The 17,154-nt window shown below is 68.5% G+C and carries 10 protein-coding genes; 3 read left to right on the plus strand and 7 right to left on the minus strand.

Annotation, left to right across the window (positions count from 1 at the left end):
* Positions 1–111 precede the first annotated feature (111 nt).
* From H5T77_RS07290 to H5T77_RS07310, 5 genes are all read right to left on the minus strand, one after another.
* On the minus strand, positions 112–2,196 hold the full coding sequence (locus tag H5T77_RS07290) for a RecQ family ATP-dependent DNA helicase (protein ID WP_292647015.1): 2,085 nt from the start codon (positions 2,194–2,196) through the stop codon (positions 112–114).
* A 390-nt stretch (positions 2,197–2,586) separates the two neighbouring features.
* On the minus strand, positions 2,587–4,251 hold the full coding sequence (locus tag H5T77_RS07295; RefSeq protein WP_292647018.1) for a M4 family metallopeptidase: 1,665 nt from the start codon (positions 4,249–4,251) through the stop codon (positions 2,587–2,589).
* Between the two features lie 162 nt (positions 4,252–4,413).
* Complete coding sequence (locus tag H5T77_RS07300; protein ID WP_292647020.1) at positions 4,414–6,366, minus strand: M13 family metallopeptidase; 1,953 nt, start codon at positions 6,364–6,366, stop codon at positions 4,414–4,416.
* Positions 6,367–6,416: 50 nt separating this feature from the next.
* The gene (locus tag H5T77_RS07305) at positions 6,417–7,631 is read right to left on the minus strand and encodes a M15 family metallopeptidase (RefSeq protein ID WP_292647021.1); all 1,215 of its coding nucleotides are present in this window, start codon (positions 7,629–7,631) and stop codon (positions 6,417–6,419) included.
* A 91-nt stretch (positions 7,632–7,722) separates the two neighbouring features.
* On the minus strand, positions 7,723–8,295 hold the full coding sequence (locus H5T77_RS07310) for a TetR/AcrR family transcriptional regulator (RefSeq protein WP_292647022.1): 573 nt from the start codon (positions 8,293–8,295) through the stop codon (positions 7,723–7,725).
* Between the two features lie 123 nt (positions 8,296–8,418).
* On the opposite strand from H5T77_RS07310, the gene H5T77_RS07315 reads away from it, so the two are divergent.
* The 3 genes from H5T77_RS07315 to ppgK all read left to right on the plus strand — a co-directional run bounded on the left by H5T77_RS07315 (position 8,419) and on the right by ppgK (position 12,239).
* Entirely contained in the window at positions 8,419–8,982 is a 564-nt protein-coding gene (locus tag H5T77_RS07315; protein WP_292647024.1) for a TetR/AcrR family transcriptional regulator, read from the plus strand.
* A 24-nt stretch (positions 8,983–9,006) separates the two neighbouring features.
* Entirely contained in the window at positions 9,007–11,349 is a 2,343-nt protein-coding gene (locus H5T77_RS07320) for an MMPL family transporter (RefSeq protein ID WP_292647026.1), read from the plus strand.
* A 134-nt stretch (positions 11,350–11,483) separates the two neighbouring features.
* Positions 11,484–12,239, plus strand: a complete 756-nt coding sequence (gene ppgK, locus H5T77_RS07325) for a polyphosphate--glucose phosphotransferase (RefSeq protein WP_292647028.1) — start codon at positions 11,484–11,486, stop codon at positions 12,237–12,239.
* 2,128 nt (positions 12,240–14,367) lie between these two features.
* On the opposite strand, the gene H5T77_RS07330 is transcribed toward ppgK, so the two are convergent.
* Together H5T77_RS07330 and H5T77_RS07335 are read right to left on the minus strand one after the other, a co-directional pair.
* Complete coding sequence (locus tag H5T77_RS07330; RefSeq protein ID WP_292647031.1) at positions 14,368–16,392, minus strand: hypothetical protein; 2,025 nt, start codon at positions 16,390–16,392, stop codon at positions 14,368–14,370.
* 109 nt (positions 16,393–16,501) lie between these two features.
* Entirely contained in the window at positions 16,502–17,137 is a 636-nt protein-coding gene (locus tag H5T77_RS07335) for a YitT family protein (protein ID WP_292647034.1), read from the minus strand.
* Positions 17,138–17,154: the final 17 nt, after the last annotated feature.

Consider the following 17,154-nt stretch of genomic DNA (forward strand, 5'->3'; position numbering starts at 1 on the left):
GAGCGAGCGTGTCGAGACCAACACAGTGCCCTCGGCGCTCGAGCCGACTGTGTTGGTCTCGACACGCCTCCGCCTAGCGGCTCCGGCGGCTCGACCAGCGGTGGGGCAAGGTCAGGTGGTGGTGGCGAGGACGAGGGGGTGGACGGTGGCGGCGCCGGCGTCGAGGAGGGCGCGGGCGGCGAGGGTGACGGTCCAGCCGGTGGCGACGCGGTCGTCGACGAGGAGTACGTCGGCGCCGGGCGGGACCTCGGCGTTCAAGGAGAAGCGGCGGCCGACGGCGGCGACGCGCTGGGCGGAGTTGGCGGCGCCCTGGCCGGGGGCGACGTCGGGGTCGACGATGGCCCACGAGCCGAGGACGGGGACGCGTAGGTAGCGCGCGAGGCCTTCGGCGAAGTCACGGGTCAGGGTGGGACGGGTCGCGGACTCGACGTAGACGATGCCGCTGACCACGGGGCGCCAGTCGCCGAGGACCTCCACGACCGCCTTCACCAGCGGGATGGGCACCGGGCCGTCCTGGGCGGGTTCGCGGAAGAGGTCGCGCAGCGCTTGGCCGTAGCCGAGGTCGGTCAGTCGCGCGACGGCGCGTCCCTCGAGCGGTCCCTGCTTGATCTTGCCCTTGAGGGCGATGCCGAGCCGGTCGAGGCCGGTGGGCCACATCTTCTTGGGCTCCACGACCACCCCGGGCCGCGCCAGCCGCGCCGAGGCCTCCTCCACCGCTCCCTCCGACACCGACGACGTCACCTCGAAACCACCGCAGTTGTCGCACCGGCCGCAGTCGACAGCACCGGGGTCGTCGAGCTGCTCGCGCAGGAACCGCATCCGGCACTGGTCCGTCGAGATGTAGGCGAGCATCGCGTCCTGCTCCCGGCGCCGGGCCTCGGCGACCCGCGCATACCGCTCCGCGTCGTACTCCCACGGAACACCGGTCGCCTCCCAGCCACCGCCGACCCGGCGGGCGGCGCCGTCGACATCGAGCACCTTCAGCATCTGCTCCAAGCGGGACCGCGACAGGTCGACGTACGTCTCCAGCGCCTGGGTCGAGAGCGCCCGTCCTGCCTCGGACAGGACTCCCAGGGTCTGGCGCACCTGCTCCTCACGAGGAAAGGCCAGCGATGCGAAGTAGGCCCAGATGTCGCGGTCCTCGACGCCCGGAAGGAGCACGACGGAGGCGTCCGAGGTGCCGCGGCCGGCGCGGCCGACCTGCTGGTAGTAGGAGACCGGCGAGGACGGGGCGCCCATGTTGACCACGAACCCGAGCGTCGCGTCGAAGCCCATCCCGAGCGCCGAGGTCGCCACCAGCGCCTTCACCTTGCCCGCCGCCAGCGACTCCTCCAGCGCGGCCCGCTCCGCGGCCTCCGTACGCCCCGAGTAGGCCGCCACATCGTGCCCGCGCGAGCGCAGGTAGTCGGCGATCTCCTCGGTCGCGGCCACGGTCAGGCAGTAGACGATGCCCGACCCCGGCTGCTCAGCGAGGTGGTCGGAGAGCCAAGCCAACCGCTGCTCGGGGGTCTTCAACGAGACCACCCCGAGCCGCAGCGACTCCCGATCCAGCGAGCCCCGTAGTACGAGAACATCCGAACCCATCTGCTCGGCGACGTCCGCGGTCACCCGCTCGTTGGCGGTCGCCGTCGTCGCGAGCACCGGGATCCCGGGGGGAAGATCGGAGAGCAGCGTACGGATCCGGCGGTAGTCGGGCCGGAAGTCGTGGCCCCAGTCGGAGATGCAGTGGGCCTCGTCGACCACCAGCAGGCCGCACTCGGCCGCCAGCCGAGGTAGCACCGCGTCGCGGAACTTCGGGTTGTTGAGCCGTTCGGGGGAGACCAGCAGGACATCCACCTCGCCCGCGTGGATGGCCGCCTCGATCGCGACCCAGTCCTCGGGGTTGGTCGAGTTGATCGTCACCGCCCGGATCCCGGCGCGCTGCGCGGCCGCGATCTGGTTGCGCATCAGCGCGAGCAGCGGCGAGACGATCACGGTCGGACCGAGGCCGGCCTCACGCAGCAGCAGCGTCGCCACGAAATAGACCGCCGACTTCCCCCAGCCGGTCTTCTGCACGACCAGTGCCCGGCGACGCTCGACGGCGAGCGCCGAGATCGCCGACCACTGGTCCTCACGCAGCGAGGCGTCGTCGCGCCCCACCAGGGCCTGCAGATGCGCCTCAGCACGAGAACGTACGTCGCCAGCCGGATCAGTCATGACCACAGGTCTATCAGGGACCACCGACGGAGTCGCCCAACGGCAGCCGCGGCCAGTCGGCGAGATCGTCCAGCATCTGCAGGCCGGCAGGCGTACGTCGCGCAGCGACGGGAACGAGGACGTGGAGCAGGGTGGTCTTGCCCCGGCCGCTCTCGTCGACGGTAGAAAGCCGGGACCGGTTGGAGGAAAAGCAACGCCGAGCCGGCGCTGTTGGTCCTCCCCCACGGGGACCCGCAGAACCGGCTCGGCATCTCCAGTATGCGTCCTATAGCCACACCGGCCTAACCACACGCCCGAATTCGTACTTTAGTTACCCGATGCGGACGAAAGCGCCGTCTACTGACGAGACGGCGCCATCGATCCGGACCATCGCAGCCTGTCTGACCGCGATCAGCTCACCGAAACCGCGTTCCACGCCGCCTCGACCGCTGCGACCTCGGCGCTGGAGGCCCCGTAGAGGTCGGACGCCGCCTGCACCGTCGCGTCGCGCGCGCCGGCGTAGTCGGTGGTCGAGGTGAAGTAGGTCGAGTTGGCGCGGAACCAGATCTGCTCCGCCTTGTCGCGCCCGATGCCGGTGATCGTCGAGCCGTCACACGTCGTGCTCGAGTGAGCGACCCCGCCGAACGTCTTCGACCCCGAGCCCTCGGCGAGCAGGTAGAAGAAGTGGTTGCCGACACCGCTGGAGTAGTGGACGTCGAGGCCACCGGTCGAGGACGACCAGCAGTTGACCGACTTGCCGTCGGAGGACGGGTTGTCCATCCGGCGCAGCGGGTCGCCGCCGTCGAGGATGAACGACTCACCGATCAGGTAGTCGCCCGGGTCCTCGGCGTTGTCGGCGTAGAACTCGACCATCGTCCCGAAGATGTCCGAGGTCGCCTCGTTGAGGCCGCCTGACTCACCGGAGTACTCCAGGCCCGAGGTGTTCTCGGTGACGCCGTGCGTCATCTCGTGGCCGGCGACGTCCAGCGACACCAGCGGCCCGTAGCCGACGCCGTCACCGTCGCCGTACGTCATCTTCTCGCCGTCCCAGAAGGCGTTGACGTAGTTCTTGCCGTAGTGGACCCGGTTGAAGGAGCCCGATCCGTCGCCGAAGATGCCGTCACGGGCGTGGACGTTCTTGAAGTAGTCCCAGGTGACGTTCGTGCCGTACTGAGCGTCGGCCGCGGCGGTCGCCCGGTCGGCGTTGGAGCCGTTGCCGAAGGTCGTGGTCGGGCTGGTGACCACCGTCCCCGCCGAGCACCCGAACCCGAAGATGGTGCAGAAGATGGTGTCCTCGGCGTTCTTCATGTCGGTCGTGTAGGTGCCGCCGCGGGTCTCGTCGCGCAGCTCGTACGTCGAGCCGTTCTGCTTCACCTGCAGCGGGACGGTCCCTGAGTAGAGGGTGTTGCCCTCGCCGTCGATCGTGTGGATGCCCTCGACCCGGCGCAGCACCTTGCCGCTGGCCGCGTCGACGTAGGTCGCGAGGCGCGAAGGCGTGCCGTCGTCGTGCTTCCCGGTGGTGGTCACCCGCCACGCCAGGGTCGGCGAGCCCTCGACCGCGTCGACGACGAGCTCGGGCGCGTGCTTCTTGTCGGCCTTGAGACCGGTGATCGTCTTGGTGATCTTGTCCAGGGTCAGGGCGGCCTTGGTCGCCGCGGCACCGGTGACGGCGGGCTTCACCGAAAGGTCGAGCACCTCGGTCAGCCCCTGGGAGACGGAGGTGACGGCGCCGGACTTGGTCTGGTGGGCGACCAGGTCGCCGCCGACGACCTCGAGCCCCTCGTACGTCCGGTTCATCCGCACGTGGGTGGACCCGTCGGTGTCCTTCAGGGTCACCACGGGCTCGAGCTCCTGGCCGGCGCCGACCTTCCATGTCGACGGCTTGCTCGCCAGCGCCTTGACGGCCCGGTCCGCGACCGACTCGTCGTCGATCACCTTCTGGGCCGCCAGGGTCGTCGGCGTGATGGTGGAGGCGGCCGGAGTGGCACCGGCCGGGCTTCCGAAGGAGGCGATGAGGGCAGTTCCTGCAACAGCGACGGCGGTGGTGGCACCGGCCGCTCGAACGAGTCTACGCATGGGGGTTCTCCTCGAGATCAGGACCAGGATTGGACGGGATCCTTCCATCCAAATCGGGCCCGCGGCCGAACAAGTTCCTGCAATGCAGGTCCATGAACCGGCCGCCCCGCGTAACTCTTTTACCTTGTTATCAAGAATTAACCAAACACGCCCGGGGGCATGTCACCAGATCCGCACGCGCTCCTCGGGATCGAGCCAGAGGCCGTCGCCCGGAACGGTGCCGAAGACCTCGTGGAACTCGTCCAGGTTCCGTGCGATGTTGGCACGGTGCTCCGGCGGGCTGTGCGGGTCGATCGTGAGGTACTGCCGAGCCTGCTCCTTGCGTCGCACCGTACGCCACACATAGGCCCAGTTGAGGAAGAGCCGCTGCCGGTCGCCAGCGCTGGCGGCACCCTCGGTCGCGAGCAGGTAGGCGGTGTGCGCGATCGTCAGGCCACCCAGGTCGCCGATGTTCTCACCGACGGTCAGCGCACCGTTGACGAACTCGCCGGGCAGGTCCCGCGGCGAAAGCGCCGAGTACTGCGCGATGAGCGCCTTGGTCTTCACCTCGAAGGCCGCCTTGTCCTCCGGCGACCACCAGTCCTGCATGTTGCCGTCGCCGTCGAACTGCGCACCCTGGTCGTCGAACCCGTGGCCGATCTCGTGGCCGATCACCGCGCCGATGCCGCCGTAGTTCTCCGCCGGATGGGCGTCCAGCGCGAAGAACGGACGCTGCAGGATGCCTGCCGGGAAGCAGATCTCGTTGGTGCCGGGGTTGTAGTAGGCGTTGACCGTCTGCGGGAGCATGAACCACTCGTCGCGGTCCACCGGCTGGCCGAGCTTGCCGAGCTGCCGGTCGGTCTCGAAGACCGAGGCAGCCGAGACGTTGCCGATCAGGTCGTCCTTGGAGATGGTCAGCCCCGAGTAGTCGCGCCACTTCGAGGGGTAGCCGATCTTCGGCGTGAACTTGTCGAGCTTCTCGTAAGCCTTCTGCTTGGTCTCCTCGCCCATCCAGTCGAGCTCGGAGATCGACTTGCGGTAGGCGGCCAGCAGGTTCGCCACCAGCTCGTCCATCTCCGCCTTCGCCTCGGGCGGGAAGTGGCGCGCGGCGTACTCCTTGCCGACCGCCTCCCCGAGCGCACCCTCGACGATCGCGACCCCGCGCTTCCAGCGTTCGCGCAGCTCAGGGGTGCCGTTGAGGGTGCGGCCGTAGAAGTCGAAGTTGGTCTCGACGAAGTCGTCGGTCAGGTAGGGCGCTGCCCAGCGGAGCACGTGGAAGTAGAGCCACAGCTTCCAGTCGTCGATGTCGACTTCGCCGAGCACTGCGGAGAGGTGGGCGAAGTAGGACGGCTGCCGGACGACGACCTCGCCGAGCGCGGCGTCGGTGTCCAGCTTCGAGCCGGAGAGGTTGCGGATGTACGCGTCCCAGTTGAAGTTGGGGGCCAGCTCACGCAGCTCGGCGAAGGTCAGCAGGTTGTAGGTCTTCTGCTTGTCCCGGGTCTCTTCGCGCGCCCAGTGGCCCTCGGCCAGACGGGTGTCGATCCGGATGATCGTCTCGGCGGCCGCGCGCGGGTCGGGGTGCTCGGCGAGCTCGTAGAGGCGGGTCAGGTAGTCGGCGTACTTCCCCAGCACCTCGGCGAACTTCTCGTCGAAGTAGTAGTCCTTGTCGGGCAGGCCGAGGCCGCCCTGGAGCAGGTTGAAGATGTAGCGGTCGGACTGCTTGTCGTCGTTGTCGACGTAGGACCCGAACAGCCCGTGCCCGCCGATCCGCTCGACCTCGCCCAGGAACGCCGCCAGGTCGTCGGCGTCGCGGAGGCCGTCGACGGCAGCTCTCAGGCCATCAAGAGGTCGTACGCCGCGCTCGGCGACCGCCGCCTCGTCCATGAAGCTCGCGAAGAGGTCACCGATCTTCTGGGCGTCGCTGCCGGGCTCGCCGCCCGATGCCGCGAGCTCCTCGATGATCTCGCGCACGTGCTTCTCGGCCTGGTCGGCCAGCATCACGAAGGGCCCCCAGCTGGACCGGTCGGAAGGGATCTCGACCTCCCGGAGCCAGGTGCCGTTCACGAACCCGAACAGGTCGTCCTGGGGTCGGATGCTGTCGTCCATGCCCGGGCGGGCGTCATCGAGGATCGTCACGTGCCCCAGCGTAGAGCCGACCACCCAAGCGGCTGGGCACTAACCCGGGGTTAGCCGGGTTTGACGATCCGGTTCATCTCGAAGTGCATGGGGTCGGTCCACTTCCAGTTGCCGCCCCAGGTGAAGCCCCAGCGCTCGAAGATCGCCACCACGGTGCGGTCCATCTCGCCGACGGTTCCGCGCTGGTTGCCGGCGGTGTTGAGGTCGACGGCGGTGCCGAAGGCGTGGTTGGAGAGCTGGGTGCTGTTGGCGATGAAGCGGGGGTAGTAGCAGCCGGCGTACTGCTTCGGGTCGATCGTCTTGGCCAGGCCCCGGTCGACGACCTCCTGCAGCGCCGCGCGCAGCTGCGGGACCATCACCTTGTTGCAGGTCACCGAGCCGAGGATCGGGACCTGTGCGGTCACGATGTGGGAGCTCACCCAGCTCGCGGCGGGCGTGATGGTGCCATCGCCGTTGGCCCGGTAGGTGAAGTTGCCGACGGCCTCCGCGACGGTGCCGACGACGTGGGCCTGCTGAGGTGCGTTCGGGTCCAGGCCGGCGCGCGCGACGACGTCGAGGCGCTGGACGGAGGCGTCCTCGCCGACGATCTCCTGGATCGGCTTGACGACCCGGTTGGGGGCGATGGCGGCGGTGGAGACGATGAGCGCATTGCCCTTCTCCATGCCCATCTCCTCGCCCCACTTGTGGTTGACGACGGCTGCCGCGAGGCCCGGCGGCTGCGGTGCGTAGGCACCGACGTGGACCGAGGTCGCGTCCTTGCTGGACCCGAGGGTCACGAAGCCGTCCTTGTCGGCCGGGAGCTCGTCCTGGCGCTCGGGGTCGATCGCGACCTCGCCCCCGGCGACGCGCTGCCAGACCTCGTCGGAGTCGGCGCTCTGGAAGGGGGCGAAGTTGCGGTAGGTCGACGGGTCGACCGCGACCACCTTGACCAGTCGCCCCTGCACGCTGACCTGGGCCAACGAGATCTGCTCGACTCCGGAGACTCCGTCGAGGCCGCGGACCTTCTTGACGTCGCCGGCCGAGAGGGTCTCCTCGGAGAGGATCAGCAGGTCGGTGGAGTGGAGCGTCCCCTCGCGCTTGCCGGGCATGTCGACGGCGTGCGACGGGTCGGCGACGGGACTGTCGGCCGTGGCGGACTCACTGGCCTCCACGCTCGGGCTGCTGCTGGGAGAACCCGGCTTCGACGGCTCGCCCGCACAGGCGGCCAGGGTCACCACGAGGACCGCCCCGATCGCGGCGGCCGCTCTCAACGAGACCAATCGCATCCGTCCACCTCCCCGCAGGAAGATTAGGCGAGGGCTGGTGACCGCCCAACTCGCCGGTAACCCCAACTCGTCGGAAACTCAGACGTCCGGCTCACGCACGCAGCACCCGCGACATCAGCCAGGCGATGTCGTCGGCGGTCTCGCCGGGTGACTTGGTGGGCTGCATGACATGGCTGAGCACCACGCGCACCGTCATCTCGATGGCGGCATCCGCCTGATCGTCGCTCAGCCCGTGGTCGAACTTCCTGATGTGCTCGTGGATGATCTCGGTCGCATAGCCGAGCAGCCCCTCGCTGTGGCTGGTCAGATAGGGCAGCAGCTCGGTGTCGGCGCCGTGGGTCGCCGAGACCACCGCGTGCAGCAGCTTGTTGTCCTGGGCACGGTCGAGGACGGCGTACGTCGCCTGGCGGATCGCCCGGAGGAAGTCGTCCTCCTCGTCGAAGGCCGAGCTCACGCCCGCGAGGAACTGCTCCAGCTCACGCAGGATCAGCGACTTCGCGAGCGCCGGCTTGGCGCCGATGTCGTTGTAGACCGTCTGTCGGCTGACCCCGCATCGCTCCGCGATGCGCGACATCGTCACGCTCGCCCACCCTGCTTCGGTGGTCATCTCGACAGCGGCATCGAGGATCCGCTGTCGAGTGGTTTCAGGTACGCCGGGCCCCATGGGGGCACAGTCTAGGACCTCGCTCCGTTGGGGATGGGCGACCAGTGAACCTGGCCACATTTTTTGCACTCAATACCCCCAGAGTGCAAAAATGCACTCTGTGAGAGAAAGTGCAACGTTCTGATGCGGCCGGCCAACGACGCCGCGGCGGCGATCCACCGGGCGGCGCTCGAGATGACCGACGAGTTCGGCTTCGACGGCTGGACGATGGATCATCTCGCCGACCGCGTCGGTGTCTCGCGGCGTACGTTGTTCAATCACGTCCCGAGCAAGATGGACGCCGTCCTCGGCCCTGAGCAGGAGCCCGACCCGGAGCTGCTCGAGACCTTCCTCAGCGGCGGTCCGACCGGACATGTCGGCCGCGACCTCGGCGCGCTGGTGCGCACGGTGCTCGATGCCGAGCCCATCGATCACGACGAGCTCGTCCTCGTCCGCCACATCCTCACCACGGACAAGCACGTGCTGGATGCGGCCCGCACGCGCTTCGAGCAGATCGTCGTTCGGCTCGCGGAGCTGATCTCCGAGCGCGACGGTGACCAGATGACCCCCGAGCTCGCGGGCGTGGTCCTGCATCTCGTGATCGTGGTCTTCAACGCCTCGCTCGACGCCTACCTAGCCAACCCGGCGGCCGGCACCGTCGCCGACCACTTCACCCGGATCTTCGACGACCTCGTCGATCTGTTCTGACAACTGACCAAGGGGAACCCTGTCATGGCCAAGCTGCTCTATCGGCTCGGAAAGACCGCCTACCGGCGGTGGCCGATCTTCGTCGCCGTCTGGTTGATCGTCATCATCGGCGTCGGCGCGGTGGCGACCACGATGTCCAAGCCGATGTCCACCACGTTCAGCATGCCCGGCCTCGAGTCGGTCGAGGCGGCCGAGGAGCTGCCCGAGATCATGGGCACCGAGGGTGGCTCGGTGCTCGACGCCGCCTCCATCGAGGTCGTCGTCGCAGCTCCTGAGGGTGAGACGCTCACGACCCCGGAGAACCAGAAGGCCGTGGCCGAGATCGTCGCGGACCTCGCCGCGCTCGAGGACGTTCCCGACCAGATCTCCTACATCTGGACCTCGGAGCAGGCCGAGACGGCCGCTCCTGCGTACGCCGAGGCGATGTCCGCCGAGAGTGGGCAGCAGGTCCCGACCGAGCAGGCCCTGCAGATGCTGCTCGGCCAGCTCGAGGCTCAGCCGACCCTGTCCGAGGACGGCCGGATCGGCCTGATCTCGACCGAGTTCGAGGACGTCGAGGTCGCCGATGTGACGCCCGAGATGCAGCAGGAGGTCACCGACGTCGTCGAGCAGGCGGCCGACGACTCCGGACTCCAGGTCGAGGTGCGCGGCCAGGGCATGCAGGTGATGGAGATGGGCAGCGCCAGCGCCGAGCTGGTCGGTATCGCGCTCGCCCTGCTCATCCTGCTGCTGACCTTCGGCTCCTTCGTGGCGGCCGGGCTCCCGATCCTCACCGCCGGTGTCGGCGTCGCCATCGGCACCCTCAGCATCACCGCGCTGACTGCGTTCACCGAGGTCTCCTCGACCACCCCGATGCTGGCCACGATGATCGGCCTCGCCGTCGGGATCGACTACGCGCTGTTCATCCTCGCTCGCTACCGCAGCGAGCTCGACCACACCGACGACCGGATGGAGGCCATCGGCATCGCCGTCGGCACCGCGGGCTCGGCCGTCGTCTTCGCCGGCCTGACCGTCGTCATCGCGCTCACCGCGCTCAGCGTGGTCGGCATCCCGTTCCTGACCGCCATGGGCATCGGCGCCGCGGCGACCGTCGTGGTCGCCGTCCTGGTGGCGCTGACCCTGGTCCCCGCCCTGCTCGGCCTGTTCAAGTCGAAGGCCTTCGGCCTGTCCGTACGCCACTACCGGCCCAAGCGCGAGGCCAACGGCCGCGTGCTCAACAACGGTGTCCGCTGGGCTCGGTTCATCGGCAAGGCCCCCATCGCCTGGGTGCTCATCGTGATCATCGGTCTGGGCGCGCTGGCGATCCCCTTCAAGGACCTGCACCTGGGTATGCCGAGCGACAGCACCGCGCCGGAGGACAGCTCGCGCCGCCAGGCGGTCGAGCTGGTCGTCGAGGGCTTCGGCCCGGGACGACTCGACCCGATGATGCTGGTCGTCGACGCCCGCGAGATGTCGGGCGACCCGGCCGAGAAGCAGGCCGCGTACGCGAAGGTCGCCGAGTGGGCCGGCTCCATGGACGGGGTCGCCAAGGTGGTGCCGCCCTCGGGCAACGACAACGGTGCGGTGATCCTGATCGAGCCCGAGACGGCGCCGGAGGACGTGGCGACCGACGAGCTGCTCGCGGAGCTGCGTGAGGGCGAGGGCGCGCTCGAGGAGGAGACCGGCACCGACCTCGCCGTCACCGGAACGTCGGCGATCATGTCCGACATCTCCGAGAAGCTCAACGACGCGCTGCTGCCCTACCTCGCGATCGTGATCGGGCTGGCGTTCATCCTGCTGATGCTCGTCTTCCGTTCGATCCTGGTGCCGCTGACCGCGACGCTCGGCTTCCTCCTCTCCGTCCTGGCCACCCTCGGCGTCACCGTGGCGGTGTTCCAGGAGGGTGCGTTCGGGATCTTCGCCGGCCAGCCGATCGTCAGCTTCATGCCGATCTTCCTGATCGGTCTGGTCTTCGGTCTGGCGATGGACTACCAGGTCTTCCTGGTGACCCGGATCCGCGAGGCCCACGTCCACGGCGCCTCCTACAAGGAGGCCGTGGTCGACGGATTCCGCAACTCGGCCCGGGTGGTCACCGCCGCCGCGCTGATCATGACCGCGGTCTTCGCGGGCTTCATCATGATGGACGACCCGATCATCAAGTCGATGGGCTTCGCGCTCGCCGCGGCGGTCATCTTCGATGCCTTCATCGTGCGGATGCTGCTGATCCCGACGCTGATGTACCTGATGAAGGAGAAGGCCTGGTGGCTGCCGAAGTGGCTCGACCGGATCCTCCCGAACGTCGACGTCGAGGGCGAGGGCCTGGAGCGGCACTACCTCGCCGACCACTACGCCGACGACCCGCGTGAACAGGAGCTCGTCAAGAGCTGACCGTCGCGTCACAGGAGGGGGTAACACGTCGTTCGTAGGACTACTCGCCCGTTATAACGACCGGATAGACCTACGAACAGCGTGTTACCCCAACGCGGCCGCGCCACCAGTTGCCTCATAAATAGGATGGGTCCATGACGACGAGCCTGCCCTTCGGCATCGACTTCGGCGGCACCGGCATCAAGGGTGCCCCGATCGACCTCTCGATCGGCGAGTTCGCCGCCGAGCGCGTACGCATACCGACCCCCGAACATTCCACCCCCGAAGCGATCGCCGAGATCTTCGTCGAGCTGCTCTCACACTTCCCGGAGTGCGACGGGAAGGTCGGCGTGACCGTCCCGGGCGTCGTACGCCACGGGGTGGTCCACTCCGCGGCCAACATCGACAACTCTTGGATCGGCACCGACGCGGACGCGATCTTCACCGCGGCCACCGGCCGGGACGTCCACGTGGTCAACGACGCCGACGCCGCCGGCCTGGCCGAGGTCCGCTACGGCGCGGCGAAGGGCCGTCGCGGCCTGGTCATCATGACCACGCTCGGCACCGGCATCGGCTCAGCGCTCCTCTACAACGGTGTGCTCGTGCCCAACTCCGAGCTCGGCCACCTCGAGCTCGACGGCCACGACGCCGAGACCCGCGCCTCCAACATCGCCCGCAAGCGCGAGGACCTCTCCTGGAAGCACTGGGCCAAGCGACTGCAGAACTACTACCAGCACCTGGAGATGCTCTTCTCGCCCGACCTATTCCTGGTCGGCGGAGGGGTCTCGAAGGAAGCGGCGGAATTCCTCCCGCTGCTCGACCTCGACACCGAGATCATCCCGGCGAAACTCCTCAACACCGCGGGGGCCGTCGGGGCGGCGCTGTACGCCGAAGAGTTCGCCACCGACTGAGGGCGGCGGGCCGTCGGGTGGGCGGGGCGGCTCCGGTCGATCCCACGGAGCGCCCGCCCTCTTCGTCTCCTTGACCTGCGCGAGGAACGCCTTGCGGTTCACCCGCCGCTGCCGGCGACCCTCCCGCCGGCGGCGGGCCCACGGGCTGCGAAGCACCCGGAAGACTGCGTACGCCGCACCGGCGAGCACCAGCAGCGCGACCAGTCCGACCAGCAGTGCCCAGTCGGCCCGGGCGCTCACCCCGGCGGCAGTGGCCGATGCGTCGTCCAGCTGGCCGTCGTCCAGATCGGCCCGGGCGCTGGCCGCCCCGGCGTCGAGGAGCAGCACCAGCTCGCCGAGCTCGGTGGCCGGGTTCTGGATGCCCGCGACGGCTGCCGTGGCCGCACCGACCTCGGTGGTCACCTTCGCGGCCTTGGGCAGGGTGGTGGCCAGTGACTCGTACTCGGCGGCGAGGTTGGCGCTCTCGTAGGCCTCCTTCGCGGCCGACGACACCGGCAGATCCGCCGCCTCGGCTGCCTCTTGGATCTTCGCGGCGCCGGCGTTGGCACCGTCGAGCAACCCGCTCACGGTCGCCGCATCGTCGAACGCCCATGAGGCCATGGAGTTGCGCAGCCCCTCGGGAGGCACCCAGTCGCCGTTGGCGCGGTCGAGGGCGGCGTACGTCTTGCGGGCCTCGGCCCGTTGCTGGAGCTCTTTCGCCTCCGCGCGCGGAAGGACCCAGGTGCGCAGCGCCTTCTCGGCCGAGGCGTCGGTGTCGTGCTCTTGCACGAGGTCGAGGAACGTCCGCCAGTTGGTCGAGCCCTGGATGAGGTTGTCGCCCGGCCGGTCGTAGGCGTTGCGACCCTCGTAGGCGTCGTTCACCACCGCCGTGAACTCCTCGTCGGACAGGTCCGCGACGATGTCGGAGACGGCCTTGTAGGCCGCCGGATAACCGTAGGAGTCGACCTCGGCAGTGACGTCGCGACTGGCGTCGTCCCAGGTCAGGAGGGCGAAGGAGGCCTTGCTCCGGCGCTTCACCTTCGGGTACTTCTGTCCCTTGGCGCCGACCTGCTGCGCCGCCCGCTGGGCGAGCACCTCGGTCAGTCCCTCACTCAGCCAGCGGCCTCGGACGGTGTTCGGGTTGATCCAGGCGTGGGTCATCTCGTGGTAGAGGACGACCGCGTCGAGGTCCTCGGAGACGACGATCTCCTTGGCGTTCTCGTCGAACCAGGCATACCCGAGCGCCTCGGAGGAGACGTCCTCACGGATCGTGTCCAGGCCACCCGGCCACTTGGACCCGATCAGCTTCTCGAGCACAGGCAGTCCCGATGTCACCTTCTCGTCGGCGAACTCGAGCCACTCCTCGTCGCCCGGGAAGCTCTGCAGCGAGACGTCGGTGTCGCCGACCGCGACCTTCGCCTCGTCGAAGGCCTTCGGATCGCGCGCAGAGACGCCGCCCTCGATGAAGCCCCCCGTCGCCTTCCACGTCGTCGTGCCACCCTTGGTCTTCTTCTTGAAACCCGGAGCCGAGCTGGAGAACTCCATCGACTTGGGCAGTACGACCTCGACGGTGACCGAGTCGTCGTCGCCGACGCCGAGCACGGGGAAGACCGCGTATCCCTCACCGATCCGGATGTGGTTCCCCTTGGCGCGGATCGGAGCGCCCCGCAGCTCGTAGGTCCAGGTGATGGTGCGCGACTTGCCGTAGTAGAGGTTCGGGAACGACGCCGAGACCACCTCCAGCCCGGTGCCCTTGATCTTCTCGGTGCTCACCGCGAGCCTGGAGCCGTTGCTGGTCGCCTTGACCTTCTTGGCGCCAGCCGGGATCGGGATGGAATGACCGGTCAGGAAGTAATAGGTCGTCGCTGTGCTCGGCTGCCGGTTGGTGACCGTGATCTCGGCCTTCACCTTGACGGTCTTGGCCTTCTCGTCGAGCACGTAGCGGGTGCGCGAGGACTCACCGACACCGTCATCAGGCGCCGCCACCGCCGCAGGCGCGGTCGTCACCAGCCCAGCACCCAGCGCGCCCAGCACGACCAGACCTACCGCCAGCCGCCGGAGCAGACCTGTTCCTCGACCGCCCTTCACCCCGGCACCTTAGTCCCATGCCCCTTCGGGTACGACCTTTTTGGGATCTTGCGGCCCCCAGTCAGGCCGGGATCTCGACCTCGGCCTTCTCGACAGTCTCCGAGTCACGATGCGGCTCGCGGCGTTCCTTGCGCACCCGCCGCCTCGACCGGACGCGGACTCCGATCCGGCGGACAAGCCTGAAAAGACCGTACGCCCCGCTGATCAGCGCCAGCCACGCCGCGATCCCCGCGACGAGCACCCACTTCGAGCGAGCGGTGTGGGCAGCTGTCGTTGCGGCCGCCTGTTCCACCCTTCCGGCATCGAGATCACTCCTGGCATCTGCCGCCCTCGTGTCGAGACGAAGCAGCAGCTCACCCACCTCGGTCACCGGTCCGTGGAAGCCCGCGACGGCTGCCGAGGCCTCTCCGACCGAGGTGGTCACCTCAGCCGCCTTCGCCAGCGCGGTGGCCACGTCTCCGTACTCGCTGGCGACGTTCGCCGACTCGTACGCTGCCCGCATCGCCGTCGATGCAGGCAGACCGGCCTTCTCCGCGGTGCTCTGGAACTTGCCGGCTTCCTCGGCCGCCTTCCCGGCGAGGTCGCGGATCGTCGCCGCGTCCTCGAACTTCCAGTACGCCATCGCTTCGCGCAAGCCTTTCGGCGGCAGCCACTCACCGTCGGCCTCGTCGATGACGTCGTACGCCGCCTTGGCCTTCTTCGCCGCCGCGAGCTGCTTCGTCTGACCTCGGTTGAGCGCCCAGGTCTTGAGCTCCCGGTCGATGTTCGGGTCGGCACCGTGCTTCACCGCCAGGTCGAGGAAGGTCCCCCAGACGGCCCCACCGCCCTGGTAGCCCGCCTCCTCCGGGCCGTCATAGGCGGTCCGCCCCAGGTAGAGGTCGCGGACGAACGCCGTGAACTGCTTCTCGTCGAGGTCCTCGAGCATGGCGGTCACCGCGGTGTAGGCGGCTGCGTACCCATAGTCGTCCTGGCGCCGGGTCGCCTGCCCGAAGAAGCCCCATTCAGTCAGCGGGAACGCCGCTGAGCCCTTCCGCCTCGGAGCCTTGCGAGGTTCGTGCTTCACCCCGGTCTCTCGTGCGACCCGCACGGCGATGACCTCCGTCAGCCCCTCATTGATCCAGCGCTCGTCGGTGGTGTCGTGATCGATCCACGCATGGGTGAGCTCGTGGTAGAGCGTCGGGGCGTCGAGCCGCTCCGAGACGACGATCTCCCGTTCCCCCGAGTCGAACCAGGCGTACCCGGTTGCTTCGGAGCTCGTGTCCTCGCGGATCACATCCAGCTCCCCGGGCCACTTCTCGCCGACGATCCGCTCTAGCACGGGCACGGCCTCGGCGATGTTCCGCTCCGCGAAGTCCAGCCACTCCTCGTCGCCGGGGAACGCCTGGATGACGACCTCGGCGCCACCGATCGAGACCGTCCGCTCGATGTGCTTCTCGGGGTCGCGGAGCGAGATGCCGGCGAACTCGATGTTCGAGGCCGTCCAGGTGACCGACTTGCCGGTCTCCTTCCTGATGAACGCTCCGTCGCTGGCCTCCAGCTCCATCGCCGGAGGCCCGACGACCTCGACCGTCGAGTCGTCACCGACGCCCACCGTCCCGAAGACGGCGTAGCCGTCACCGACCCGGACGTTGCTCTTCTTCGACCGGATCGGCGCGGCGGGCATGGTGTAGCCCCAACGGATGGTGCGCGTCTGGCCGTAGTACAGGCCCGAGAAGCGCACCTTCGCGAACGACCCGAGGTCGTCCGGGACCGGTTCCACGCTCACCGGCAACGTGACACCGTTGCTGGAGGCTCTGACCTTCGTGGCCTTCGCCGGGATATAGATCGAGTACGCGTTGAAGTAGTAGCGGGAGTTGCCTTGGTCCGGCTGTTGGTTCGTGATCGTCAGGTCGATGGACGCCCGCACCTCGCGAGCCTTGACGTCCACGACGTAGCGAGCCTTCGACGATTGAGCCAGCCCGTCGCCGGGAGCGGCTGCGACCGGCGACGCCGTCGCCACAGCCAAGCCGGAGGCCAGCAGACCGATGAAGATCAACGTCGCCACCAGGCGCTGACGCGGTCCGGGCCGCTCTCTACACAGTTGCACCAGCGAAATCTAGACAGCCGCCGCTCAGGCGTTTCACGTTATTGGCGTTCTGTGCCCAAACCGTGGCGTCTGCCGGAAAACGTCGCTCGACGGCTACCCATCGGCTACGTCAGGCGAGGTAGCGGCCCGGGCGGTGGTTGAAGGCCAGGATGATGTTGAGGATCACCGCGCCGAGGGCGGAGAGCAGGACGGTCGCGGGCGAGACGACGGCGAGCGCGAGCAGGATGACGCTGAGGTCGAGGCCCATCTGGACGTACCCGGCCCGCAGGTCGAGCCGCTCCTGCAGGACCAGGGCGAGCACGTTGAACCCACCCAGCGAGGCACCGTGGCGGAAGATCACCAGGAGCCCGATGCCGACGAGCAGGTTGCCGGCCACCACGCCGTAGATGGTGTCGAGGCCATAGAGCGGGAGCAGGTCGGCGTGGACCCGGGTCATCGCCGAGACCGCGATGACGCAGCCCAGCGACCGGACGGTGAACCAGACGCCCTTCTTGGAGAGCGCGAGCCCGAAGAACGGCAGGTTCACCAGCACGAACAGCACCTCGAACGGCAACCCTGTCCAGTAGCTGACCAGCAGGCTCAGGCCCGCCGTCCCGCCGGTCACGGCGCCGACCGTCTGGATCAGGTAGAGACCCAGCGAGGTCACCACGATGCTGGTCACGTAGCCGAGCGCGTCCTCCACCAAGGTGTGGGGGATGCGGATCGACTCGAGGGAGTCTGCGTACGGCTCGGACACGACGCTCATTCTGGGTGTCGTGCCCG

The organism is Nocardioides sp., from assembly GCF_014360585.1.
Classification (GTDB): domain Bacteria; phylum Actinomycetota; class Actinomycetes; order Propionibacteriales; family Nocardioidaceae; genus Nocardioides.

Bases quoted from the DNA above. Each gene is read 5' to 3' on its own strand.
- H5T77_RS07290 (WP_292647015.1), bottom strand. From the start codon at position 2,196: ATGACTGATCCGGCTGGCGACGTACGTTCTCGTGCTGAGGCGCATCTG.
- H5T77_RS07295 (WP_292647018.1), bottom strand. From the start codon at position 4,251: ATGCGTAGACTCGTTCGAGCGGCCGGTGCCACCACCGCCGTCGCTGTT.
- H5T77_RS07305 (WP_292647021.1), bottom strand. From the start codon at position 7,631: ATGCGATTGGTCTCGTTGAGAGCGGCCGCCGCGATCGGGGCGGTCCTC.
- H5T77_RS07310 (WP_292647022.1), bottom strand. From the start codon at position 8,295: ATGGGGCCCGGCGTACCTGAAACCACTCGACAGCGGATCCTCGATGCC.
- H5T77_RS07315 (WP_292647024.1), top strand. From the start codon at position 8,419: ATGCGGCCGGCCAACGACGCCGCGGCGGCGATCCACCGGGCGGCGCTC.
- H5T77_RS07320 (WP_292647026.1), top strand. From the start codon at position 9,007: ATGGCCAAGCTGCTCTATCGGCTCGGAAAGACCGCCTACCGGCGGTGG.
- ppgK (WP_292647028.1), top strand. From the start codon at position 11,484: ATGACGACGAGCCTGCCCTTCGGCATCGACTTCGGCGGCACCGGCATC.
- H5T77_RS07335 (WP_292647034.1), bottom strand. From the start codon at position 17,137: ATGAGCGTCGTGTCCGAGCCGTACGCAGACTCCCTCGAGTCGATCCGC.